Origin of the sequence: Rhizobium sp. NZLR11 (assembly GCF_019685115.1) — a bacterium.
Taxonomy (GTDB): Bacteria; Pseudomonadota; Alphaproteobacteria; order Rhizobiales; family Rhizobiaceae; genus Rhizobium.
Map to the genome: position 1 here is coordinate 460,722 of NZ_JABDWD010000002.1, position 21,791 is coordinate 482,512.

Genomic DNA, 21,791 nt, shown 5'->3' on the forward strand with positions numbered 1-21,791 from the left:
ACGGTCTTGGCCTTTACTATTGCGCGCAGTTTGGTGGCGTTTGGCGTCGCCGTTTCGGCCGGCCTCTTCATGTCGATCGGATTGCAGCAATCGGCGCTCGAACGGCTGAAGGTCAATGGCCCGGTTTACGAACAGGTCGTTTACGGAAAGGATCTGATCGCCGATATTCTGCCGCCGCCGCTGTTTGTCGTCGAGTCCTACATGCTCTCCTTCGAGGCGAGCAAATTTCCCGAACTGACCGATACCAATCTGGCCAAGATCGCGAATCTCAAGGCTGCTTACGACGATCGCCGCGCCTATTGGAAAACCACCCGGCTGCCGCAGGCTTTGAAGGACGAGCTTGAAAACGATGTCATCGCCAAGGGCGATGTATTCTGGGACGTGATGAACCGCGAGATCATTCCCGCCCTGACCGCCAAGGATGAAGACAAGGCGCATGGTGCGATCGAGCAATTGCGCGTCGCCTTTCATTCGCATCAGGATGCGGTCGAGAAACTTGTCGCAAATTCCGATGCCTTCCTGAAGGGCGAGGAGCGCAATGCCGCCTCGGAAATCGTCACCTGGACGATCTATGCGGGTGCCGCGGGCTTCGGCTCATTCGGCCTGTTGCTGGTGGGTCTCTATCTCTTGCGTCGCCGGGCAATCGTGCCGCTCGACGGTATGAAAGCCTATATGGGCAACCTCGCAGACGGCGATTATTCGACAGACGTTCCCTATGCCAGCCGCTCCGACGAAATCGGCGCCATGTCCAAGGCCGTGGCCGTCTTCCGCCGCAACGCGCTGGAACGCGAGGGCGCGCAGAAGCGCGAGACGGCGCTTCGCGATGCGGAATTTGAACGCGAACGCAGCCAGATGGCCGAAAAAGCCGCCGACGAGCAGATCCGCGAAATGGTGATCGATCAGCTGACGTACGGCTTGGACCAGCTATCACACGGCAATCTCGATTGCCGGATCGCCACACCCTTCGCCGCCGCCTACGAGACTTTGCGCGCCAAGTTCAACGACAGCATGGACGCACTTTGCGCCTCGATGGCCGAGATCGCCCTGACCTCCAGGCAAGTGGGCAGTTCCTCGGACGGCATTACGGGCGCAACCGAGAGTCTCGCGTCGCGCACGGAACAGCAGGCCGCGATGCTCGAACAGGCCACGGCTGCGCTCGATGAGATGAACGTCAAGGCGAAAGACGCCGCCGAGCATGCCGGCAAGGCAACCGGCATGATGGCCGAGACCCGCACCAGCGCCGAACATTCGGCCGCCGTCGTTCGCGAAGCGATCGCCGCCATGGAAAGGATCGAAGGTTCGTCGTCGCAGATCGGCGACATCGTCAACGTCATCGATGAAATCGCCTTCCAGACCAATCTTCTGGCGCTCAATGCCGGGGTCGAAGCCGCCCGTGCTGGCGAAGCGGGCAAGGGTTTTGCCGTCGTGGCGCAGGAAGTGCGCGAACTCGCCATGCGCTCGGCCAACGCCGCCAAGGAGATCAGGGCTCTGATTTCCACATCCTCGGCTCAGGTTTCCAGCGGGGTGCAGCTTGTCAACCGCACTGGCAAGGCGCTTCTGGAAATTGAAGGACAGGTCGAGCAGGTCGCCGGCCTGATTGCCCGCATCGTTTCGGTGTCCTCCGAACAGGCGGTGGCGATCGGCGAGATCAACGCCTCCGTCAATGCTCTGGATGAAGTGACGCAACGCAACGCGGCCATGGCCGTCGAAACCGCCTCGGCCTGTCGAGCGCTCGGCACTCAGACGCAGACGCTGGAAGGGGTCGTCAACCGCTTCCAGGTTGATGCGAGAGCCAGCGCGTCAAGACCGCAGAAAGCGGCTTGACGTATGAGCTGCCGCCGGAACTCCGTTCACCTCAGCCTGTAACGATCGCCACGACGGCAACGCAATCGCCTGGTTTGACCAGCCCCGGGAAATGCCGGGCACAGAGAATGCCGCTCATTCCGGCGCGGATCTCGCGGGGCGCCACCCCGGTCCGCCCGGTCGGATGGATGCGCGCAATGACGGCATCGTCAGTGACTGCGTCACCGAGATCGATGACAGGTTCGATCAGTCCCCCTTCCTCCGCGAAGGAGAAGCAGCGGCCGTCCGGCATGTCGAGCCAAGTCGTCGGACCGGCATCGACAGCGCCCGCGACGATCCCCGCGTGGCGCAAAACGTTCATCGTGCCGCGCTTGGCAATCGCCGCACTTTTGGCCGTGGCCGTGCCGCCGCCGCCGAGTTCCGTGGTGATGAAGACCTTGCCCATCTCCTCGGCCGCGGTGTCGTACATGCCGACCGCATCGATCTCCAGCATCTTCATCGAATAGGGCGCGGCAAAGGCAGTCACGAAGTCGAAAGCCTGCGCCTCCTGCTGCTTGTTCGGCAGGATATGGGCTGCGCAGAACGGCAGAAAATCGAGCGTCTTGCCGCCGGAATGGAAGTCGAGAACGATATCCGCCATCGGCAGAAGCACACGCTGGAAATAATCGGCGACCTTCTCCGTCACCGTGCCGTCCGGCCGGCCCGGAAAGCTGCGGTTCATGTTGCCTTTGTCGATCGGCGAGGTCCTGGTTCCCGTCTGAAACGCCGGATAATTCATGGCCGGCACGATGATAACCGTGCCCTTCACCGCCTCGGCCTTCAGCGTGCGGGCAAGATCAAAGAGCGCGATCGGTCCTTCATACTCGTCGCCGTGATTGCCGCCGGTCAGAAGGGCCGTTGGCCCCTTGCCGTTCCGGATGACGGTTATCGGGATCATCACCGACCCCCAGGCGGAATCGTCACGGCTGTAAGGCAGCCGCAGGAAGCCGTGCTGGACACCCTCGGCGGCGAAATCCACCGTCGCGCTGATCGGCGACGGTCGCAAGCCAATCTCGTTCATGACAGCCTCAATCCTTGACCATCAGTCTGCGCGGCACGTTGGCGAAGCATTCGACGCCGCTCTCGGTGATGAGGATGCTCTCGGTCGTCTCGAAACCCATGTCGTCGAGCCAGAGGCCGGTCATGAAGTGGAAGGTCATGCCGGGCTTCAGCTCCGTCCGGTCGCCCGGCCGCAGGCTCATGGTGCGTTCGCCCCAGTCCGGCGGATAGGATAGGCCGATCGGGTAACCGGTGCGGTTGTCCTTGACGATGCCGTATTTTTTCAGGACCGCGAAGAATGCATTGGCGATGTCCTCGCAGGTGTTTCCGGGTTTCGCGACCGCAAGACCGGCCTCCATGCCTTCCAGCGTCGCTTTTTCGGCATCGAGAAAGGCCTGCGTCGGCTTGCCGAGGAAGACGGTGCGTGACAGCGGCAGATGATAGCGATTGTAGCAGCCGGCAATCTCGAAGAAGGTGCCCTCGCCCTTTTTCAACGGCCGGTCGTCCCAGGTCAGATGCGGAGCAGATGCTTCGACGCCGGACGGCAGCAGCGGTACGATCGCCGGATAATCGCCGCCGATGCCGTCGACGCCGCGGGTGCCGGCGTCATAGATTTCCGCGACCAGATCGCATTTGCGCATGCCGACTTCGATCTTGTCGAAGATGCGCGCGTGCATGGCTTCGACGATCCGGGCGGCATTGCGCATGTATTTGATCTCGGTCTCGCTCTTGATCGCCCGCTGCCAGTTGACCAGCGCGGTCGCGTCGACGAAGCGGGCGTTCGGCAGGTGCTTCTGCAGGGCCGCAAAGGCTGCCGCCGAGAACCAGTAATTGTCCATCTCGACGCCGATCGTCAGCTTGCCGAAGCCGCGTTCGGTCAGGATCCCGCAGAGGACGTCCATCGGATGACGTTCGGTCGACTGCACATAGTGATCGGGATAGCCGACGATGTTGTCATGCTTCAGATAGGCGGTGAACTTGGCGCCGTTGGCATCCTGGCCGCGGCCGAACCAGATTGGTTCGCCCTGCGGTGGCACGATCACCGCCTGGTGCACATAAAAGGACCAGCCGTCATAGCCGGTCAGCCAGGCCATGTTCGACGGGTCACTGACGATCAGGAGGTCTACGCCCTTCGCCTCCATGGCGCGCCGTGTCTTTTCCAGCCGCGCGGCATATTCGCCGAGCGAAAACTTCAAATTGGGCTGGGTCATGTTTCTTCCCTTCTCCGGCGAATGCCGGTCAGCTTTCGAATGGGGTCCCGGCATTCGCCGCGCCGGCGCGGGCAAAAGCGAGCGTGGCGATGGCGGTATCCTGGATGCCGGTTCCCGTGAGGTCGGCGATGGTGATCTGGTGGTCGCTCGTCCGTCCTTGCGCCTGGCCGGCAACGATCTGGCCGAGTTCGGCGAAGACTTCTTCCATCGCGACCAGGCCGGCATCGATTGCGTGGTGCAGCTCGCCCAGACACCGCGTCTGTTTCAGGCTGTCGGCGACATAGAGGCCGGCGCCGGCGATGGCGGCCGGATCGATCTCGTTCTTGTGTTCCGCATCCGAGCCCATGGCCGTCAGATGCTGTCCGGGTTCCAGCCACCCGGCCTCAATGATCGGGCTTTCCGCGGGTGTGGTGGTGACGATGAGGTCGGCGCCGCCGATTGCACCCCTGGGGTCCAATGTCACGGTGACGGGAAAACCGAGCTTTCCCGCGAGTTCGGCTGCCGCGGCTTGCGCTTTGGTGGCATCCCGCGCCCAAATCCTGGCTTCGCGGATCGGCCGCACCAGCGTCAGCGCTTCGAGCTGCAGCCGCGCCTGAACGCCTGCTCCGAAGATGGCGGCTACGGAGGCATTTTCCCGCGACAGATGTTTTGCCGCGACGGCGCCGGCTGCGGCGGTGCGCACATCGGTCAGATAGCCATTGTCCAGCAGCAGCGCCTGCACCAGGCCCGTTCGGCTCGACAGCAGCACCATCATACCGTTGGTGCTCGGCAGGCCGATCTTCGGATTGTCGAAGAAGCCGGGGCTGATCTTGATTGCGAAACCTTCGATGCCGGGCACATAGGCGGTCTTCACATCGACTTCGCCGCGATATTCCGGAATGTCGAGCCGCAGGATCGGCGGCATGGCGACGGTCTTGGTGGCAAGCGCTGCGAAAGCTTGCTCGATGCAGGCGACCGCATCGCGATCGAGCGCGATGATCTTCCGCAATTCTGCTTCCGTCAGAATGATCATCCGGCTCATGGCCCACCCTCCCCGAAGATTGCCGTCTCGCCGTTGATCACCCGGCGGTGCTGTTCCATGTCGACATTCCGCCCGGACAGGATCGCGACGACGGGACCGCGGGAGCTGATCTTTCCCGCAAGCAGCGCTGCGATGCCGACGGCGCCCGCGCCTTCGATGATCTCGCGTTCGCTGAAATAGGCGTGGCGCATGCCGGCAGCGATTTCCGTTTCCGTCAGCAGGATGACGCCGTCGAGAAGTTCGCGGCACATCGCGAAGGTCACGCGATTGTCGAGGCCAATGCCGCCGCCGAGCGAGTCGGCAAGGCTCGGCACCTCCTCGACCTGCACCGGCCACCCGGCATCGAGGCTCGCCTTCATCGCCGCACCCCGCTCCATCGTCAGGCCGATCACCTTGGTCTTCGGACTGACGCCTTTGATGGCGGCGGCAACGCCCGCCGCCAAGCCGCCGCCCGAGAGCGGTACCAGCACAGTCGCGGCGTCCGGCAAGGCATCGATGATTTCGAGCCCCAGCGTCCCCTGGCCTGCGACAACAACCGGATGATCGAAGGGCGGAACCATCACCAGCCCCTCCTCGCGGACCAGCCGGTCGACCTCCTGCTGCGCCTCGTCCTGTGATCGTCCGACGATGCGCACATCGGCACCGAGGCGGCGGATTTCTAAAATCTTGTTCTCCGGCACCAACCGCGACATGCAGATGGTTGCGACAGCACCATGCGCCTTCGCCGCATGGGCAAGCGCCCGGCCATGATTTCCGGTCGAGGCTGCAACGACGCCGCGCAAGCGTTGCTCCGGCGACAGGGACAGCACCGCATTGGTCGCACCGCGCAACTTGAAACTGCCGGTCGTCTGATAATGTTCGAGCTTCAGCCAGATGGGAGTGCCGGCGATCTCGCCGAGCGATGCCGACTGCACGATCGGTGTGGCAAGCACCCGGCCCGTAATGTGCCGCGCCGCCGCACGAATGTCCTCCAGCGTAACAGACAAAGCGCTCACCATGATCTCAGCCTTCGCGATAAGGCTTGGTCATCAGCTGACCGAGTTCGGGCCGCGGCCGATCATCGCCGCAAAGCCTGAGGCAAGCCCAGGCCGTCGCGAGATTGCTGGTGACCACGGGTTTGCCGGTCTCGACTTCGATCCGGGCGGCGACCTGAGCGGCGCGCAGGGCCGTGCAGGAGATGAACAGCGCATCGGATTGCGGCGCCAGCACCTGGCGCGCGAAAGCGGCAATTTCATCCGGCGCGATCCGCGCCATTTCGCGATCATCCGTCAGGCCGAGACAGGTGAAGCGGTCGATCGTAAAACCGAGATCCGCGAAATAATCCGCCATCGGCCGGCTGGTCTCGATCGTATAGGGCGTCAGCATCGAAATCCGCCTGGCGCCGAGCGCCTTCAGACCCTTCACCGCCGCAGCCGTCGGCGTCACCACGGGAACGCCGGGTTTGGACGCGTGGATCGCCGCTTCGATGTTGCGGTCGCCGATGACGACAGAGGCGGAGGTGCAGGAATACATGACGGCATCGAGCGCCTCATCCGGCAGGATCAGGGCTGCGCCTTGCGTCAGCGACGGCTGCATCTTCAGGAGGTTTTCCGGTGTGACCGGATTGGCGTAGTGGATGCGGCTGACATAGACGCCGATGCGATCGCTGGCGACCATGCGCTGAAAGTCCACCTCCGTCGTGTGGTCCGTCGCCAGAATGACCAGGCCGATGCGCTTTTCGAGCGGCCGATCGTCCAGTCGCGGCAGCCGGCCGGCCGGGATGATTTCGATCTTTGCGGGCATGGTCAATCATCCATCCTGGCGTAACGTTCCTCGAGCCAGCGCAAGCCCACGACCGAAATCAGGCTGATGACGAGGAAGAATACGCCGACCAGCGTCATCGGCTCGATGTAGCGGTAGTTGCTGTTGGCGATGCTCTTTGCCTGGTTCATCAGTTCGAGCACGGTGATCGCCGAAAGCAGCGGCGTCTCCTTGAACATGGCGATGAAATAATTGGCGAGTGCCGGGATCATCGGCGGGATCGCCTGCGGCAGGACCACGTGGATCCAGGCCTGGCGCGTCGTCAGATTGGTGGCCTTGGCCGCTTCCCATTGTCCGCGCGGCACATTCTCGATGCCGGCGCGATAGACCTCGGCAGTATAGGTTGCATAATGAATGCCCATACCGATGACGCCGGCGACCAACGGCGCCAGCCGGATGCCGATATCCGGCAGCACGTAGAAGATGAAGTAGAGCTGCACCAGCAGCGGCGTGCCGCGGATAAATTCCGAGATGAAGCCGACCGTGCGCGACACGGCGGCGACCGGTGACCGCCGCGCAATGGCAAGACCCAGGCCGACAACCATGGCAACGGCAGCGCCGAGGATGGTCGCAAGAAGAGTGATCTTGAACCCTTCGAGAAGGGTCGGCATGATTTGCCAGACGAAGTCCCAATCCCATTCCATCCGATCAGGTCCTTATGCCGTCGAGGCTGCGCGCCATCCGCCGTTCCAGCCAGCGCATCGCCGCCGAAATCGCCAAGGCCATGAGGAAATAGAGAATGAGGATCGTCGCGAAGGGCACCAGCGTATTGCCGGTCTGCGCCCGCACCACCTGCGCCTGAAAGGTCATATCCGTCAGCGAGATCAGCGATACGACTGCCGTGCCCTTCAGAAGCTCGATTGCGTTGTTGCAGAAGGTCGGCAGCATCAGCGGCAGCGCCTGCGGCAGGATGACGTGGCGCATGCGCTGGTATCGTGACAGGTTGAGCGCAACGCAGGCTTCCGACTGTTCGCGCCCGACGGCCTTGACGGCACCGCGTACCACTTCCGCCGCATAGGCGCCGACGTTCAAGCCGAGCGCCAGGACACCCGCCTGCAGCGGCGTGAGTGTCAGGCCGGCAAAAGGCAGCACAAAATAGACCCAGAAGAGCTGGACGAAGATCGAGGTGCCACGGAAGAACTCGATGTAGGCGGTTGCCAGAGCCCGCACGGCTAAGAAGCGCGACAGACGGCCGAGGCCCGCCAGGAAGGCCATGACAAGCGCCAGCGCAGATCCCATGATCGTCAGCTGGAGCGTCACCAGGGCGCCATCAAGGATCAGTGTCAGATAGCCGGACCATACCGACATCGGCAACTCACTTCTCTGGAGATCGTTCGGGGATAAGCTGGCCGTGCCCAAGGCACGGCCAGCTGCTCGCCTCGATTACTTCGCCGCGGCGCAGAGCTTGTCGCGGCTTGTCGACATCGCCGCCTTGGCCGAGAAGCCGTAGGGCTCGATGATCTTGGCGAATTCGCCCGATTCCTTCAGCTTCTTAAGCTCGACGTCAAAGGCGTCGCGCAGTGCGACGTCCTGCTTGCGGAAGGCGGCGCCATCGCAATAGACCGGCGCATTGACAACGGGAGCGACGGTTTCGAGATTGGGATCATTCGCCTTGGCCATCAGGTCGTGGATCGACAGAACCGGCAGCGAATAGACGTCGATGCGGCCATCCTGCAGCATCTTGATGCCGCTCTGGCCATCCGGAACGACGATGACACGGTCGCGCGGCACGTCGGCCTCAAGCGCCAGCTTCTCCTCGGTGCCGCCGCCCGGCGCGCCGATCTTGGCGTCCGGATTGTCGGCGATGTCCTTGTAGCTCGTCAGCTTCAGCGGGTTGCCCTTCTTCAGAGCGAAGGCCTCGGCGTCGCAGAGGATCGGCTCGGAATAAGCAACGGCATTGCAACGCTCCGGCTTCATGAACAGCCCCGCCGTAATCGCGTCATGACGACCGGCCTGCAGGCCGGGGATCATCGCGCCATATTCCGAGATCGAAGCCACCACTTCCTTGACGCCGAGTTTTTCGAAGATCGCGCGCGCCACATCGGGCGCGGCGCCCGACACTTTGCCATCGGCGCCGACGGCCGTAAACGGCGGCTCGTTGGCGATGGCGATACGGGCAAAGCCCTGCTCCTTCAGCTGCTCGAGCTTGTCATCGGCGGCGGATGCCGGGCCGGCCGCCGCCATCAGCAGCACCGACAGGCTGGCGGCGGTCAAAAGATATCCTGCTTTCATCGTTCCCAACTCCTCTGGCTTTCCTTGAGTTTGTTCTTTGCGGGCAATGTCTGTGGTCAGACGCGGTGCCCCGCCGCAATGATCTTGCGCAGGAAGGTCTGCGTCCTCTCCTGCGTCGGATTGCGAAAGATATCGCCCGGCTTGCCTTCCTCGACGATCTTGCCGCGATCGAAGAACAGCACACGGTCGGCGAAATCATGGGCGAAGCCCATTTCATGGGTGACGAGAAGCATGGTCATGTCGGTTTCGGACGCCAGCCGGCGCATGACGTTCAGCACCTCCTCGACCAGTTCCGGGTCAAGCGCCGAGGTCACCTCGTCAAACAGCATGATCTTCGGCGACAGCGCCAGCGCCCGGGCAATGGCGACGCGCTGCTTCTGCCCGCCGGAAAGCTGCGCCGGGACGCTTCTCGCCTTGTCGGCCAGGCCGACCATGTCGAGAAGCTCCATTGCCCGCTTTTCGGCCTGCGGCCGTTTGATGCCCTTCGTCAGCATCGGCGCCAAGGTCACATTGTCGAGCACGCATTTGTGCGGAAAGAGATTGAAGTGCTGGAAAACCATGCCGATCTTTTCGCGCATGCGATGCAGGTGCCGCTCATTGGCTGCCACCAACCCGTTGCTATCAGGCATGTGATAGAGCTGTTCGCCATCGACCTCGATATGGCCGCCGCTGATCGTCTCCAGCGTCATCAGGATGCGCAGGATCGTCGTCTTGCCGGAGCCGGACGGCCCGATCAGCGCCAGCTTTTCGCCCGGCATGACATTCATCGACAGGCCGTCGAGCACGGTCAGCGGGCCGTATCTCTTCACGATGTTGTCGATGCGGATGATGGGCTGAGGCATTCATGTCTCTCCCTGTTGAGACAAGCAATGCCCTAACGATGACGGCCGATCAAAATCATGTCAATTCGTAAAATAATATCATGACAATTATTCTGCGTGTGCTCAAAGGCACGGCAACGGCTTAAATCGCAAGCAGCAGCTCTTCCGGATTTCCCTGCGCCAGTGAGGCGACGATACCAAGCCCGGTGCGCAATTCGTCTTCCGTCGTCGAACCCAGCGAAATGCGCACGGCCGGCGTCCAGCCCTGATCGGCGGTGCGGAACGATTTGCCAGGCGCGATCGCTACGCCGCGCAGCCTTGCTTGCGAGACGAACCCGTCTTCCTCATGGTTGCCGGAGAGCGGCAGCCAAACGTGCAGGCTTTGCGGATGCGCCCGGTAGGACAAACCGGCCAGCATCTCCGCCGCAATCGCATGCCGGCTGGCAAGGGCGCGGCGCTGCCAGTTGACGAGTTCCATCGCCGTGCCGTCGCTGACCCAGCGGGTAGCAATCTCGGCCATGGCAGGTGTCGCCATCCAGCTGGAAACGAGATGCCGATTGGCGACGGCGGCGACATAGCGGTCGGGTGCGACGAGGTAGCCGATCCGCAGCCCCGGAACGGTGATCTTGGTGAAGCTCGTGACGTAGAGCGTCCGCTCCGGCGCAAAGGCGGCCATCGGCGGCGCGCGGTTTTCGACCATCGGACCGAGAACATCGTTTTCGATGATCGCGATGTCATGCTTTGCGGCGACGGCGGCGAGCGCCTGCCGGCGCTCCGCGCTCATCAGCGCCGCCATCGGATTGATCACCGAGGGCTGCAGGAAAATTGCCCGGATCGGCCCCGTGCGACAGGCTTCATCAAGCGCCTCGGGGATCATGCCCTGCTCATCGATCGCCAGCCCTTCGAGGTGCAGGCCGAGATAGCCGCAGAGCGGCACGAGCGTATGGTGACTGACCGCCTCTGTCGCGATGGTCGAGCCGGGCGGCGCGACGCTCATCAGCGCCACCGTCATGCCCGAGGTCGCGCCGTTCGTCACGCTGATATTCAGCGGCGACACCTCCAGTCCGCAGCGCGCCAGCCATTCGGTGGCAACGGCGCGGTGGCGCGGAAAGACCATGTTCGGCCGGAACGACAGGGCCGAGCTGGAGGGCAGGTTTTCCGAAAGCCAGCCGAAGGCCTGGCGCAGCCTTTCCAGATGGATCTGCTCGCAGACCGGCTTCAGGATCGACAGATCAATCACCTCGCCCAGCCGTTCCGGCAGATAAGGCGGCTCCGGCTCGCGCGGCCTGGTCTGGACGAAGCTGCCGCGTCCGATCTCGCCGGAGATCAGCCCCCGGCGGCTGAGCTCGTCATAGGCGCGGCTGACCGTCTGCACCGAAAGCTGCAGGTCATCCGCCAGTTTGCGGTGCGGCGGCAATTGCGTGCCGTCGGAGAGCTTGCCGTCGGTAATCGCGTTGGCGATCTGCTCGGCAAGCGAGAGATAGGCCGGCCTGCGGAGTTGCGAGGGATCGGGGCGCCACTTTGTCATGATTTCAACACTGCTGAAAATCAGTTCAATTGACAATGCCAAAATGCGCTTCCATTGTCTTTTCGCTGCGTTTGAAATGATTTCTTTCTAAAGAAAGCACCATGAAGCTCGACGCCATCGACCTGCGCATTCTCGACGCCGTCCAGCGCGACGGCCGCATCACCAAGCTGGCGCTGGCCGAAAAGGCCGGACTGTCGCCGACGCCGTGCTGGATGCGGCTGCGCAAGCTCGAAAAGGCAGGCATCATCACCGGCTACCACGCCCGCGTCGCGCCGCGGCGCATCGCCCCGGTCGCCAGCGTGATGATGGAGGTGACGCTCGCCAACCATCGTCAGGCGGATTTCGAACGCTTCGAGCGCGCCGTCGCCGCAATCGCGGAGATCGTCGCCTGCTGGTCGGTCGGCGGTGGCGTCGATTATATCCTAAAGATCATCGCCCCCGATATCGACGCCTATCAGCGGCTGGTCGACGGGCTTCTCGACCGCGAACTCGGCATCGACCGCTATTTCACCTACATCGTCACCAAAACGGTGAAGGAGGAAACAGTGCTTCCGGTGTCTTCCTTCGCCGCCATCGGCGATGAACAAAGCGCGCGCTAGAGCGCCGCGCGTCCAAAAGGACGCGCTAAGGACGCTCTAACACCTTTAACTGGCGCATAATCCTTTCCAAAAATCGATTTTCGGGGTTATGCGCTAGCCAATCTCTCTGTTAAGGCGCCATCCTTTAGACCATCTCTCTCTTTTCGCCTCCGCCAACAGACAATCTCTCGTCCGCTCCCATGGAAGACTTCATGTCACCGCAAAGGAGATTGGACATGACCGCCGTTTTTGCCCGCCCCGCCTATCATGACGCGCTGTCGCGGCTTTCCGACCGTCATCTCCTGCGCGATCTTGCCTATGTCGGCGGCCGATGGATCGCCGGCACGACGGGCAAAAGTTTCGAAGTTACCGATCCGGCTTCCTCGGGGACGCTGGCCTGGGTTGCGAACCTCGGCGCGGAGGAGACGGTAGCGGCGATCGATGCAGCATCGGAGGCCTTTGCCGCCTGGCGCGCGATGCTGCCGCAGAACCGCGCGGCGATCCTGCGCAACTGGCACGCGCTGATGCTCACGGCCAAGGAGGATCTGGCGCTGATCATGACGCTCGAACAGGGCAAACCGCTGGCGGAATCGCGCGGCGAGATCGATTACGCCGCCTCCTTCGTCGAATGGTATGCCGAGGAAGGCAAGCGGCTGAACGCCGAGAGCGTCACCAGCCACCTGCCCGGCGCCGAAATGATCGTCCGGCGCGAGGCGCTCGGCGTCGTCGGCATCGTCACGCCGTGGAATTTCCCCGCTGCGATGATCACCCGAAAGGCAGCCGCCGCGCTCGCCGCCGGCTGCACGGTCGTCGCCCACCCCTCCTCCGAGACACCGCTTTCGGCGCTTGCGCTTGCCGAACTCGGCGAACGGGCCGGCATTCCGGCCGGCGTCTTCAACGTCGTCACCGGCAATGCCGCGACGATCGTCGGACGCATGTGTGCCGACACCCGCCTGCGTGCCATCAGCTTCACCGGTTCCACCGGGATCGGACGGCTGATCGCTGCCCAATGTGCGCCGACCCTGAAGCGGCTGGTGATGGAGCTCGGCGGTCACGCCCCGCTGATCGTCTTTGACGACGCTGATATCGCCAAGGCGGTCGAGATCGCCGTCGACGCCAAGTTTGCCACATCGGGCCAGGATTGCCTTGCCGCCAACCGGATCTTCGTCCAGCGGCGGATCGCCGATGCATTCGCCAAGGCTTTTGCCGCCCGAATTGCCAAATTGAGGGTCGGCGCCGGGCTCGAGGATGGCGCCGAGATCGGGCCGCTGATGCATGAACGCGCCGTCGCCAAGGTCGAGGAGCAGGTCTCCGACGCGCTGGCGCGCGGCGCCCGGCTCATCGCCGGCGGCAGGCGCCACAAGGCCGGCCAGCTTTTCTATGAGCCGACGCTGCTGACCGAAGTGCCGGCGGATGCACTGATCATGCGCGAGGAAACCTTCGGGCCTGTGGCGGCCGTGACCACCTTCGACACGGAAGAAGAGGTCATTGCCCGCGCCAACGATACCGAATACGGCCTCGTCGCCTATATCGTCACGGAGAACGGCGCCCGCCAGATGCGCCTCGGGCGCGCACTGGAATATGGCATGGTGGCAGTCAACCGCGTGAAGATCACCGGCGGCCCCATACCCTTCGGCGGCTGGAAGCAGTCCGGCCTCGGCCGCGAGGGTTCCCGCCATGGGCTCGAAGCCTTCACCGAGCTCAAGTATCTCTGCATCGACACGGCCGTCTGACCCTCGATGTCAAGCGCGCCCGCATTTCAAGAAAGAGGATAGGACATGCTCGACAGAAGCAACGAACTTACCGCCTGGGACCGAGATCATTTCTTCCATCCCTCGACCCATATGGGCATGCATGCGCGCGGCGAAACGCCGACCCGGGTCGTTGCCGGCGGCGAAGGCGTCTACATCACCGACACAACAGGCCGGAAGAGCCTCGACGCCTTTGCCGGCCTCTATTGCGTCAATGTCGGCTATGGTCGCCAGAAGATCGCCGACGCGATCGCCGAACAGGCGAAGAACCTGGCCTATTACCACGCCTATGTCGGCCACGGCACCGAAGCCTCGATTACGCTGTCGAAGATGATCATCGACCGCGCGCCTGATGGCATGAGCCGCGTCTATTTCGGCCTGTCGGGCTCGGATGCCAACGAGACCAACATCAAGCTGATCTGGTACTACAACAACATCCTCGGCCGCCCGGAGAAGAAGAAGATCATCTCGCGCTGGCGCGGCTATCACGGTTCCGGCGTCATGACCGGCAGCCTGACCGGCCTTGCGCTCTTCCACAACGCCTTCGACCTGCCGCGGGCGCCGGTGCTGCATACCGAAGCGCCCTATTATTTCCGCCGCCCCGACCGGTCGATGGACGAGGAGCAGTTTTCGCAATATTGCGCCGACAAGCTCGAGGAGATGATCATCGCCGAAGGCCCGGACACGGTCGCTGCCTTCATCGGCGAACCCATCCTCGGCACAGGCGGTATCGTGCCGCCGCCGACAGGCTATTGGCAGAAGATCCAGGCCGTGCTCGACAGATATGACATTCTGCTCGTCGCCGACGAAGTCGTCACCGGCTTCGGCCGTCTCGGCACGATGTTCGGCTCGGATCACTACAGCATGAAGCCGGATCTGATCACCATCGCCAAAGGCCTGACCTCGGCCTATGCTCCGCTTTCCGGCACGATCGTCTCCGACAAAATGTGGCAGGTGCTGGTGCAGGGCTCCGACCAGATGGGGGCGATCGGTCACGGCTGGACCTACTCCGCCCATCCGATCTGCGCTGCCGCCGGCATTGCCAATCTCGAACTGATCGACGAACTCGGCATCGTCGAGAATGCCGGTACGACCGGCGCCTATTTCCGCTCGGAACTGACAAAAGCTCTCGGCAGCCACCGACATGTCGGCGAAGTCCGTGGTGACGGGCTGATGGCGGCAATCGAATTCGTTGAGGACAGGGACGACCGCAAATTCTTCGATCCCAGCCGCAAGATCGGCCCGCAGGTGGCCGCCGCCCTTCTTGAACGCGGCGTCATCGGCCGCGCCATGCCGCAGGGCGATATTCTCGGCTTTGCCCCGCCGCTCTGCCTGACACGCGAAGAGGCCGACATCGTCGTCAAGGCCGCGGCAGAGACGATCGAAACCGTCTTCAACAGCATCTGAGGGAGAAGAGCGGCATGACGATCCCGGAAAAGATGGCGGCCGTATTGCTCATCGGCCATGGCGGAATGGACAAGCTCGTCTACCGCGACGACGTATCGGTGCCGACGCCTGCGGACGGCGAGGTGCTGATCCGCGTCACCGCCTGCGGCATGAACAATACCGATGTCTGGGTGCGCGAGGGTGCCTATGGTACCGAGGACGACCCGGCCGCCGTCTCCACCTGGCGCCGGCAGGGCAATACACTGAGCTTCCCGCGCATTCAGGGCACCGATACGGTCGGTCACATCGTCGGCGTCGGTGCCGGCGTCGATCCGGCACGCATCGGTCAACGTGTCATGGTCGACTTCTCGATCTACAACCGCGACGACGACAGCCTCGCCGACATCGATTACATGGGCCATGGCCGCGACGGCGGCTACGCCGAATATATGGCATTGCCGGCCGAAAACGCCCATCTCGTCGCAACCGATCTGACCGACGTCGAACTCGCCACCTTCTGCTGCGCCTATCTGACCGGCGAACGCATGCTGGAGCGGGCAAGGCTTGTCGCCGGCGAACGTATCCTCGTCACCGGCGCCTCGGGCGGCGTCGGCTCGGCGATCATCCAGCTTGCACGCGCCCGCGGCGCCATCCCCATCGCGGTCGCCGGTCCCGGCAAGGAGGCGGCGATGATCGAGATCGGCGCCGAAGCTGTGGTGACCCGCGGCAGGGGCGATCTGGTCGAAGCCGTTTATTCGGCAGCCGGCGGACAGCCGATCGATGTCGTCGCCGATCTGGTCGGCGGCCCGCTGTTCAACGACCTCTTGAAGATCCTGCGCCCGGAAGGGCGCTACACCACGGCCGGCGCCATCGCCGGCCCGGTCGTCCAGCTCGACCTCAGGACCATGTATCTGAAGCAGTTGGAATTGCACGGCTCAAGCCAGGGCAGCCGCGCCGACTTCCGCCGGCTTGTCGGTTATATCGAGAGCCGGAAGATCCGGCCCCTCGTCGGCGGCGTCTACCCCTTGTCGGAATTCCACCGCGCCCAGACCGATTTCGTGGCGAAGAACTTCGTCGGCAAATTGGTCGTGGTTCCAGACAAGAGATAAGCGCGATCTCCGAGCACGCCGCAGGCGAACCTTATCGGCCCTGCGGCGTTTCACGGCCATGGACACGGGCAAAACGACATACCTCACCTCTGCCGAACTCGGGCGAATTCGGCGCGCTGTCGGCATAGCCCGTCTGATGGATACGGCGGTTCGGTTGCCGGTCATCGGCGTACGGATCGGCGCGGACTCGGTCCTCGGCCTCATCCCGGCCGTCGGCGACATTGCCGGATCCCTGATCGGTCTTTTCATCATCGATGAAGCAAGGCGTCTCGGCCTTCCCACTCACAAACTCGCACGCATGGCCGCCAATCTCGGCGTCGACGCCGCCTGCGGCACGGTTCCCCTGATCGGCGATATTTTCGACGTCTATTTCAAGTCTCATCGCCGCAACGTCGGCATCATCCTCGACCATTTCGGCGTGAACGAAGACGAGCTGAATCAGCGCATTTGACGAGGTCGGCCGCCACCTGCTGCTGCTCTTGGCGAGGAGCCCCTGCGAGGCTCGACGCCGATCCACCATCCGACTCCGTTTGAGCCAACAGAATGGTTCAATCTGACAGGGCTTTAAAGATCAGTCAAAGCGCCCGCCGTCTTCACCGCGTGATCAAGAACAAATTGCAGCTTGGCAGCGTGGCCGAAACCTGGCTCGTCCGGCTGTCCTTTTCGCACGGCGTTGGCAAATCGTTGGAAATTGGTGATGACCGGTTCGACTTCGATCTTGCGCCAGATTGCCTTGTCGGCGTCAGCGCCTTCACAGGTCCTCAGCGTCGAGCCCTCAGGCGTATGCACCACCTCCAGCGCGCCCTTGTCTCCATGCAGGCGCAGGCGCAATTCGTTCAGATGGCCAGTCGCCCATCGCGTTGCATGGATAACGCCAGCCGCACCGTTTTCGAGTTCAGCCATCATCAAGAAACTGTCATTTGCATCGAGGTCGTATTCCCCGATCCGGTTGCCAGGGCTTTTGTCGAACACTTTAAGATGCGATGCCGCCGCCTTGACGTCGCTTCCGGCGGCAAAGACCGCGAAGTCGAGAATATGGATACCGACATCACCAAGCACACCATTGGAGCCGTGTTTCGTCGACAGCCGCCAAAGCCATTGCGATTCCTTGGTCCAGTCTCCCCAAGCCTTTGAGACCAACCAGCTCTGGAGATAGGAGGCTTCGAAATGCCGGATCGCGCCGAGACGTCCGTCAAGCACCATCCTGCGCGCTGCTTGCAGCGGCGCGACATTCCGGTATGTCAGGTTTACCATTGTGACCTTGCCGGACGCCGCCGCGGCGTCGGCCATCTCCTTGGCCTCGCGGTAGTTCACCGCCAACGGCTTCTCGCAGAGCACATGCTTGCCGGCGCGAAGTATCTTCATCGTCGTGGAATAGTGGGCGCGATCCGGCGTGACATTGGTCACGGCATCAAACTCCCCCCAGGCGAGAGCGTCATCGAGCGATGTGAAAGTCAGCGGGATAGCATGCCTGAGCGCGAAAGCCCGCAACCGGACCTCGTCCGTATCGACGGCGGCAACAATTTTGACGCCGGCGATTTCCGAGAAATTCATGGCATGGGTATTTGCCCATCCTCCGGTTCCGAGAATGATCAAGCGCATCTTTGTCCTCATGGCTGTTTGTCGAATTGTTGGCAGCAAAATCGGTCGTCTTTCGCAAGCGCCCGACGCTCTTGCCAAGGAAGAGATCAGCCCGTTTCTTCCGGGCCAACCCTGGCTTGGCGTCCACGCGAGTAAGGTGTCTCAGCTCCTCAGCGGTAACCGGCTTCGCCGGCCTGGTGAAGTCTAGGGCCACGTTCAACGATCGGCTCCAGTGCTTTTTCTACCGGCACATTTGGAGCGTCGGTAATGCTCGTCAACGACCCCTGCGGGTTATAGGCCCACTTCACGCCATTGATCAGCACCTTCTGGACATTGATGTCGTGATAGGTCGGATAGGTTTCGTGGCCGGGGCGGAAATAGAAGATGTTGCCGGCGCCACGGCGCCAGGTCAGGCCCGAGCGGAACACTTCGCCGCCCTGGAACCAGGAGATGAATACCGTTTCGAGCGGCTCCGGCACCGAGAACTGCTCGCCGTACATTTCCTCGTTCTCGAGCTCGAAATGCTCGCCGATGCCTGCGGCGATCGGATGGCGCTGGTTGATCGTCCACAGCCGCTCGCGCTCGCCCGCCTCACGCCATTTCAGCGCGCAGGGCGTGCCCATCAGCCGCTTGAAGATTTTCGAGAAATGCCCGGAATGCAGGACAAGCAGGCCCATGCCTTCCCAGACGCGCTTGGCGACCCGCTCGACGACGATGTCAGAGACCGCGCCATGATCCTTGTGGCCCCACCAGGTCAACACGTCGGTTTCGGCAAGGCGGGCTTCGCTGAGGCCGTGTTCCGGCTCCTGCAGCGTCGCTGTCGTCGCTGAAATATCGGAATCGCTATTCAGCGCATTGGCGATCGCCGTGTGCATGCCTTCGGGATAGATGCCCCGGACGATTTCATTGGTGTTCTCATGGATGTTTTCACCCCAGACAATGGTGCGAATGGTCACGTTGTTCACTCCTGGTAGTTAAACGGATCGAGCCTTGGGAAGAGCATCGACCCTGGGAAGATCAGGCAGCCCGCAGGGATGCCCGCTCCAGCGCCCGGCCTGAGGGGTCGAAACGGTGGACATGGCCGGCAAGTGGTGCAAGGCCAAGCGTCTGGCCTGGCTCGTGACGGGAGACACCGGCCTCCCGCACGATGAGCGGCTCGTCCGCCCCGATATCCACATAGACAAAGCTATCGGAGCCGAGGATTTCCGAATGAATGACCGTGCCGCTCCAAATCGGCGACTCGGCCGTGATGCGAACGTGCTCTGCGCGCACGCCGATTGTATGGCTGTCATAGGGCTGTGCCAGCCCGCCCGACAGGAAGTTCATTTTTGGCGAACCGATGAAGCCGGCAACGAAGAGCGAATTGGGGCTTTCGTAAAGCTCCAGCGGCGTGCCGATCTGCTCGACGACGCCGTCCCTCAACACGCAGATCCGATCGGCCAGCGTCATCGCCTCGACCTGATCATGAGTCACATAGATCATCGTCGTGTTGTGCATGCTGCGATGAAGCTTGGCGATTTCCAGCCTGGTCGCGACGCGAAGCGCCGCATCGAGGTTGGACAGCGGCTCGTCGAAAAGAAAGACCTTGGGATCGCGGACGATCGCCCGCCCGATTGCGACGCGCTGACGCTGTCCGCCGGAAAGCTGGCGCGGCAAGCGATCCAAATAGGGTGAGAGCTGCAGCATACCCGCCGCCTCTTCAACACGCTGGCGGCATTCGTCTCTGGTGCGCCCGGACAGTTTCATGCCGAAAGCCATGTTGTCGAAGACCGTCATATGCGGATAGAGCGCATAGGACTGGAACACCATGGCGATCCCTCGCTTCGATGGCGCGTGCTGATTCACCATCGTGCTGTCAAAGGAGAGGGTTCCTGACGTAATGTCCTCCAGGCCGGAGATAAGCCGCAGCAGCGTGGACTTACCGCATCCCGACGGCCCCACAAACACCATGAACTCGCCTCTGCGGATGTCCATCGTCACGCCCTTGATCACCTCGAAAGCACCGAAGCTCTTGCGGATATTCTCCAGTCGAATTTCTGCCATGTCCTACTCCTCAACCCTTGACGCCGCCGGCGGTCAGTCCCGAAATGATCCGGCGCTGGAATATCAAAACAAGCACGACAACCGGCACGGTGACGATTACCGACGCCGCCATGATGTTGCCCCAGGGGATCTCGAATTCGCTGTTGCCCGACAGCAGGGCGATGGCCACTGGGACGGTCCGCTGCGTATCCGATGATGTGAATGTCAGCGCAAAAAGGAACTCGTTCCACGCGGCGATGAAAGCAAGCAGCCCGGTCGTCACCAGCGCCGGCCACATCAACGGCATGAACACCTGGGTGATGATGACCCATGGTGAGGCGCCATCGACGATCGCCGCCTCCTCGATCTCGATCGGCAATTCCCGCATGAAGGTCGTCAGCACCCAGACGGTGAACGGCAGGGTGAAGATCATGTAGGAGAAGATCAGCGCGAAAGGCGTGTTGAAGATGCCGAACCAGCGAATGAGTTCGAAGAGGCCGGCAAGAACGGCGATCTGCGGAAACATCGACACCGAGAGGATGGTCAGCATCAACAGCGCCCGCCCACGGAAATTCACCCGCGCTAAGGCGAATGCCGCCGTGATCGAAAGCAACAGCGATGCGGAAACCACGACGCAGGCGACCATCGCGGAATTCGCAAGACTGCGAACGAACCCGCCTTGGCCCATCACGGAAGTGTAGTTGGCGAAAGAGATCGAGGTCGGCCAGTAATCGACTTGGAAAAGGGCCGTGCCGGTTTTCAGGCTCGTAAGGATGGCATAGTAGAACGGAAACACCGCAATGATGACGATGATCGTGACGAGCAGGTAGAAGAGCGTATTTTTGGCGATCGAAAGCAGCATCAACGTTCCTCCCCACCGAGCTTGACGCGGCCGAGCCAGATATAAAGGACGGTGACGGAGGCAATGATCAGGAAAAGCACCGTTGAGGCGGTGGCGCCGTAGGCGAATTTGTCGAAGTCGAACAGGTTCTCGCGCGCCATCACCGACATGGTTTTCGTCTGCGCATTGTTGGGCGTCAGGACATAGATCAGATCGAAGATGCGCATCGCATCCAGCATCCGGAAGATCACGGCAACCATGATGGCCGGCCGGATCAGCGGCAGCGTCAGACGCCAGAACACCTTGATCGGATTGACGCCGTCGATCTTGGCGGCCTCATAGATGTCGCCCGGAACCATCTGCAGTCCCGCAAGGATCAGAAGCGCCATGAACGGCGTCGTCTTCCAGACGTCGACGATCAGCACTGCGATCATTGCCGTTTCCAGATTGGCGGTCCAGGCAATCTTCTCGCTGATCAGGCCGAAGCCGAGCAGAATGTCATTCAGGATACCGAACTGGTCGTTGAGCATCCAGGCCCACATCTTGGCCGAGACGATCGTTGGGATCGCCCACGGAATGAGGATTGCGGCCCGAACGATCCCACGCCCGACGAATCGGGCATTCAGCACCAGGGCGACGATCAGCCCGAGCACGGTCTCGATCACGACCGAAAGGACGGTGAACTTGGCGGTATTCCAGACGGCATGCCACCAGACCGGATCGGCAAGCAGCCCGCGATAGACAGTCCTTCCGCTCTTCAGCGTCACCCACGACAAATAATTGGAAAAGCCGACGAACTGCGCGTTGCCAAGGTCGTTGAGGGACGCATTGGTAAAGCTGAAATAGATCGTTCTGAACAGCGGCCATCCGGCGACGATCGCCAGGATCAGCAGCGTCGGCGCCAGAAACATCCAGGCAGATCGAATGCGTTCGGATTGCAGCTCCGTAGAGGCTCTGAGCTTGGTAACCCTTGGTTCAATTGCTTGTGGAACTACGATTTCTGTCATGAAACGCCTACTCCTCGTTGGCTCAGGCCGAAGACCGGACCGACGGCTTGGCAGCCGCCGGT

General features: G+C 62.2%; 21 protein-coding genes. 6 read left to right on the forward strand and 15 right to left on the reverse strand.

Going from position 1 to position 21,791, the window contains the following annotated elements; translation table 11 throughout:
• The first annotated feature begins 6 nt into the window (after positions 1 to 6).
• Entirely contained in the window at positions 7 to 1,824 is a 1,818-nt protein-coding gene (locus HJB83_RS06000; protein WP_207584811.1) for a methyl-accepting chemotaxis protein, read from the forward strand.
• Positions 1,825 to 1,855: 31 nt separating this feature from the next.
• Here the strand turns inward: HJB83_RS06000 and doeB are convergent, their stop codons facing one another.
• The 10 genes from doeB to HJB83_RS06050 form a co-directional block, all read right to left on the reverse strand.
• Entirely contained in the window at positions 1,856 to 2,863 is a 1,008-nt protein-coding gene (gene doeB / locus HJB83_RS06005; protein ID WP_221131410.1) for a N(2)-acetyl-L-2,4-diaminobutanoate deacetylase DoeB, read from the reverse strand.
• Between the two features lie 7 nt (positions 2,864 to 2,870).
• A complete protein-coding gene (gene doeA / locus HJB83_RS06010) occupies positions 2,871 to 4,052 on the reverse strand; it encodes an ectoine hydrolase DoeA (protein ID WP_207584809.1) in 1,182 nt (393 codons plus the stop codon).
• A 28-nt stretch (positions 4,053 to 4,080) separates the two neighbouring features.
• A complete protein-coding gene (gene eutC, locus HJB83_RS06015) occupies positions 4,081 to 5,073 on the reverse strand; it encodes an ectoine utilization protein EutC (protein ID WP_207584808.1) in 993 nt (330 codons plus the stop codon).
• Complete coding sequence (eutB, locus tag HJB83_RS06020; protein WP_221131411.1) at positions 5,070 to 6,071, reverse strand: hydroxyectoine utilization dehydratase EutB; 1,002 nt, start codon at positions 6,069 to 6,071, stop codon at positions 5,070 to 5,072. Before eutB ends, eutC begins: the two co-directional genes overlap by 4 nt.
• A 4-nt stretch (positions 6,072 to 6,075) precedes the next feature.
• The gene (eutA, locus tag HJB83_RS06025; protein ID WP_207585169.1) at positions 6,076 to 6,855 is read right to left on the reverse strand and encodes an ectoine utilization protein EutA; all 780 of its coding nucleotides are present in this window, start codon (positions 6,853 to 6,855) and stop codon (positions 6,076 to 6,078) included.
• Between the two features lie 2 nt (positions 6,856 to 6,857).
• Positions 6,858 to 7,517, reverse strand: a complete 660-nt coding sequence (gene ehuD, locus HJB83_RS06030; protein WP_207584806.1) for an ectoine/hydroxyectoine ABC transporter permease subunit EhuD — start codon at positions 7,515 to 7,517, stop codon at positions 6,858 to 6,860.
• A gap of 4 nt (positions 7,518 to 7,521) precedes the next feature.
• Positions 7,522 to 8,181 carry an ectoine/hydroxyectoine ABC transporter permease subunit EhuC gene (ehuC, locus tag HJB83_RS06035; RefSeq protein WP_207584805.1) on the reverse strand — a complete coding sequence of 220 codons (660 nt, stop codon included), beginning with the start codon at positions 8,179 to 8,181 and terminating at the stop codon, positions 7,522 to 7,524.
• A gap of 75 nt (positions 8,182 to 8,256) precedes the next feature.
• Positions 8,257 to 9,105 carry an ectoine/hydroxyectoine ABC transporter substrate-binding protein EhuB gene (gene ehuB / locus HJB83_RS06040; RefSeq protein WP_221131412.1) on the reverse strand — a complete coding sequence of 283 codons (849 nt, stop codon included), beginning with the start codon at positions 9,103 to 9,105 and terminating at the stop codon, positions 8,257 to 8,259.
• 56 nt (positions 9,106 to 9,161) lie between these two features.
• The gene (ehuA, locus tag HJB83_RS06045; RefSeq protein ID WP_207584803.1) at positions 9,162 to 9,947 is read right to left on the reverse strand and encodes an ectoine/hydroxyectoine ABC transporter ATP-binding protein EhuA; all 786 of its coding nucleotides are present in this window, start codon (positions 9,945 to 9,947) and stop codon (positions 9,162 to 9,164) included.
• 121 nt (positions 9,948 to 10,068) lie between these two features.
• Entirely contained in the window at positions 10,069 to 11,454 is a 1,386-nt protein-coding gene (locus tag HJB83_RS06050) for a PLP-dependent aminotransferase family protein (RefSeq protein WP_207584802.1), read from the reverse strand.
• Between the two features lie 101 nt (positions 11,455 to 11,555).
• Between HJB83_RS06050 and HJB83_RS06055 the strand changes: the two genes are divergently transcribed.
• The 5 genes from HJB83_RS06055 (at position 11,556) to HJB83_RS06075 (ending at position 16,729) form a co-directional block, all read left to right on the forward strand.
• On the forward strand, positions 11,556 to 12,053 hold the full coding sequence (locus HJB83_RS06055; RefSeq protein ID WP_207584801.1) for an Lrp/AsnC family transcriptional regulator: 498 nt from the start codon (positions 11,556 to 11,558) through the stop codon (positions 12,051 to 12,053).
• A 215-nt stretch (positions 12,054 to 12,268) separates the two neighbouring features.
• Positions 12,269 to 13,765: an NAD-dependent succinate-semialdehyde dehydrogenase gene (locus tag HJB83_RS06060; RefSeq protein ID WP_221131413.1), complete on the forward strand. Its 1,497-nt coding sequence runs from the start codon at positions 12,269 to 12,271 to the stop codon at positions 13,763 to 13,765.
• A 45-nt stretch (positions 13,766 to 13,810) separates the two neighbouring features.
• Positions 13,811 to 15,190: an aspartate aminotransferase family protein gene (locus tag HJB83_RS06065; RefSeq protein WP_221131414.1), complete on the forward strand. Its 1,380-nt coding sequence runs from the start codon at positions 13,811 to 13,813 to the stop codon at positions 15,188 to 15,190.
• A 14-nt stretch (positions 15,191 to 15,204) separates the two neighbouring features.
• On the forward strand, positions 15,205 to 16,278 hold the full coding sequence (locus tag HJB83_RS06070) for an alcohol dehydrogenase family protein (RefSeq protein WP_221131415.1): 1,074 nt from the start codon (positions 15,205 to 15,207) through the stop codon (positions 16,276 to 16,278).
• 58 nt (positions 16,279 to 16,336) lie between these two features.
• Positions 16,337 to 16,729: a DUF4112 domain-containing protein gene (locus HJB83_RS06075; protein WP_221131416.1), complete on the forward strand. Its 393-nt coding sequence runs from the start codon at positions 16,337 to 16,339 to the stop codon at positions 16,727 to 16,729.
• Positions 16,730 to 16,842: 113 nt separating this feature from the next.
• Here the strand turns inward: HJB83_RS06075 and HJB83_RS06080 are convergent, their stop codons facing one another.
• From HJB83_RS06080 to HJB83_RS06100, 5 genes are all read right to left on the reverse strand, one after another.
• Positions 16,843 to 17,880 carry a Gfo/Idh/MocA family protein gene (locus tag HJB83_RS06080; RefSeq protein WP_221131417.1) on the reverse strand — a complete coding sequence of 346 codons (1,038 nt, stop codon included), beginning with the start codon at positions 17,878 to 17,880 and terminating at the stop codon, positions 16,843 to 16,845.
• Between the two features lie 149 nt (positions 17,881 to 18,029).
• Entirely contained in the window at positions 18,030 to 18,815 is a 786-nt protein-coding gene (locus HJB83_RS06085) for a ThuA domain-containing protein (RefSeq protein WP_221131418.1), read from the reverse strand.
• A 61-nt stretch (positions 18,816 to 18,876) separates the two neighbouring features.
• Complete coding sequence (locus tag HJB83_RS06090) at positions 18,877 to 19,902, reverse strand: ABC transporter ATP-binding protein (protein ID WP_221131419.1); 1,026 nt, start codon at positions 19,900 to 19,902, stop codon at positions 18,877 to 18,879.
• A gap of 10 nt (positions 19,903 to 19,912) precedes the next feature.
• Positions 19,913 to 20,743: a carbohydrate ABC transporter permease gene (locus tag HJB83_RS06095; protein ID WP_221131420.1), complete on the reverse strand. Its 831-nt coding sequence runs from the start codon at positions 20,741 to 20,743 to the stop codon at positions 19,913 to 19,915.
• A complete protein-coding gene (locus HJB83_RS06100; protein WP_221131421.1) occupies positions 20,743 to 21,729 on the reverse strand; it encodes a carbohydrate ABC transporter permease in 987 nt (328 codons plus the stop codon). The genes HJB83_RS06095 and HJB83_RS06100 overlap by 1 nt, the downstream gene beginning before the upstream one ends.
• Positions 21,730 to 21,791: the final 62 nt, after the last annotated feature.

Excerpts from the sequence above, each read along its gene's own strand:
- doeB (WP_221131410.1), bottom strand. The coding sequence starts at position 2,863 with ATGAACGAGATTGGCTTGCGACCGTCGCCGATCAGCGCGACGGTGGAT.
- doeA (WP_207584809.1), bottom strand. The coding sequence starts at position 4,052 with ATGACCCAGCCCAATTTGAAGTTTTCGCTCGGCGAATATGCCGCGCGG.
- eutC (WP_207584808.1), bottom strand. The coding sequence starts at position 5,073 with ATGAGCCGGATGATCATTCTGACGGAAGCAGAATTGCGGAAGATCATC.
- eutB (WP_221131411.1), bottom strand. The coding sequence starts at position 6,071 with ATGGTGAGCGCTTTGTCTGTTACGCTGGAGGACATTCGTGCGGCGGCG.
- eutA (WP_207585169.1), bottom strand. The coding sequence starts at position 6,855 with ATGCCCGCAAAGATCGAAATCATCCCGGCCGGCCGGCTGCCGCGACTG.
- ehuD (WP_207584806.1), bottom strand. The coding sequence starts at position 7,517 with ATGGAATGGGATTGGGACTTCGTCTGGCAAATCATGCCGACCCTTCTC.
- ehuC (WP_207584805.1), bottom strand. The coding sequence starts at position 8,181 with ATGTCGGTATGGTCCGGCTATCTGACACTGATCCTTGATGGCGCCCTG.
- ehuB (WP_221131412.1), bottom strand. The coding sequence starts at position 9,105 with ATGAAAGCAGGATATCTTTTGACCGCCGCCAGCCTGTCGGTGCTGCTG.
- ehuA (WP_207584803.1), bottom strand. The coding sequence starts at position 9,947 with ATGCCTCAGCCCATCATCCGCATCGACAACATCGTGAAGAGATACGGC.
- HJB83_RS06050 (WP_207584802.1), bottom strand. The coding sequence starts at position 11,454 with ATGACAAAGTGGCGCCCCGATCCCTCGCAACTCCGCAGGCCGGCCTAT.
- HJB83_RS06055 (WP_207584801.1), top strand. The coding sequence starts at position 11,556 with ATGAAGCTCGACGCCATCGACCTGCGCATTCTCGACGCCGTCCAGCGC.
- HJB83_RS06060 (WP_221131413.1), top strand. The coding sequence starts at position 12,269 with ATGACCGCCGTTTTTGCCCGCCCCGCCTATCATGACGCGCTGTCGCGG.
- HJB83_RS06065 (WP_221131414.1), top strand. The coding sequence starts at position 13,811 with ATGCTCGACAGAAGCAACGAACTTACCGCCTGGGACCGAGATCATTTC.
- HJB83_RS06070 (WP_221131415.1), top strand. The coding sequence starts at position 15,205 with ATGACGATCCCGGAAAAGATGGCGGCCGTATTGCTCATCGGCCATGGC.
- HJB83_RS06075 (WP_221131416.1), top strand. The coding sequence starts at position 16,337 with ATGGACACGGGCAAAACGACATACCTCACCTCTGCCGAACTCGGGCGA.
- HJB83_RS06080 (WP_221131417.1), bottom strand. The coding sequence starts at position 17,880 with ATGCGCTTGATCATTCTCGGAACCGGAGGATGGGCAAATACCCATGCC.
- HJB83_RS06090 (WP_221131419.1), bottom strand. The coding sequence starts at position 19,902 with ATGGCAGAAATTCGACTGGAGAATATCCGCAAGAGCTTCGGTGCTTTC.
- HJB83_RS06095 (WP_221131420.1), bottom strand. The coding sequence starts at position 20,743 with ATGCTGCTTTCGATCGCCAAAAATACGCTCTTCTACCTGCTCGTCACG.
- HJB83_RS06100 (WP_221131421.1), bottom strand. The coding sequence starts at position 21,729 with ATGACAGAAATCGTAGTTCCACAAGCAATTGAACCAAGGGTTACCAAG.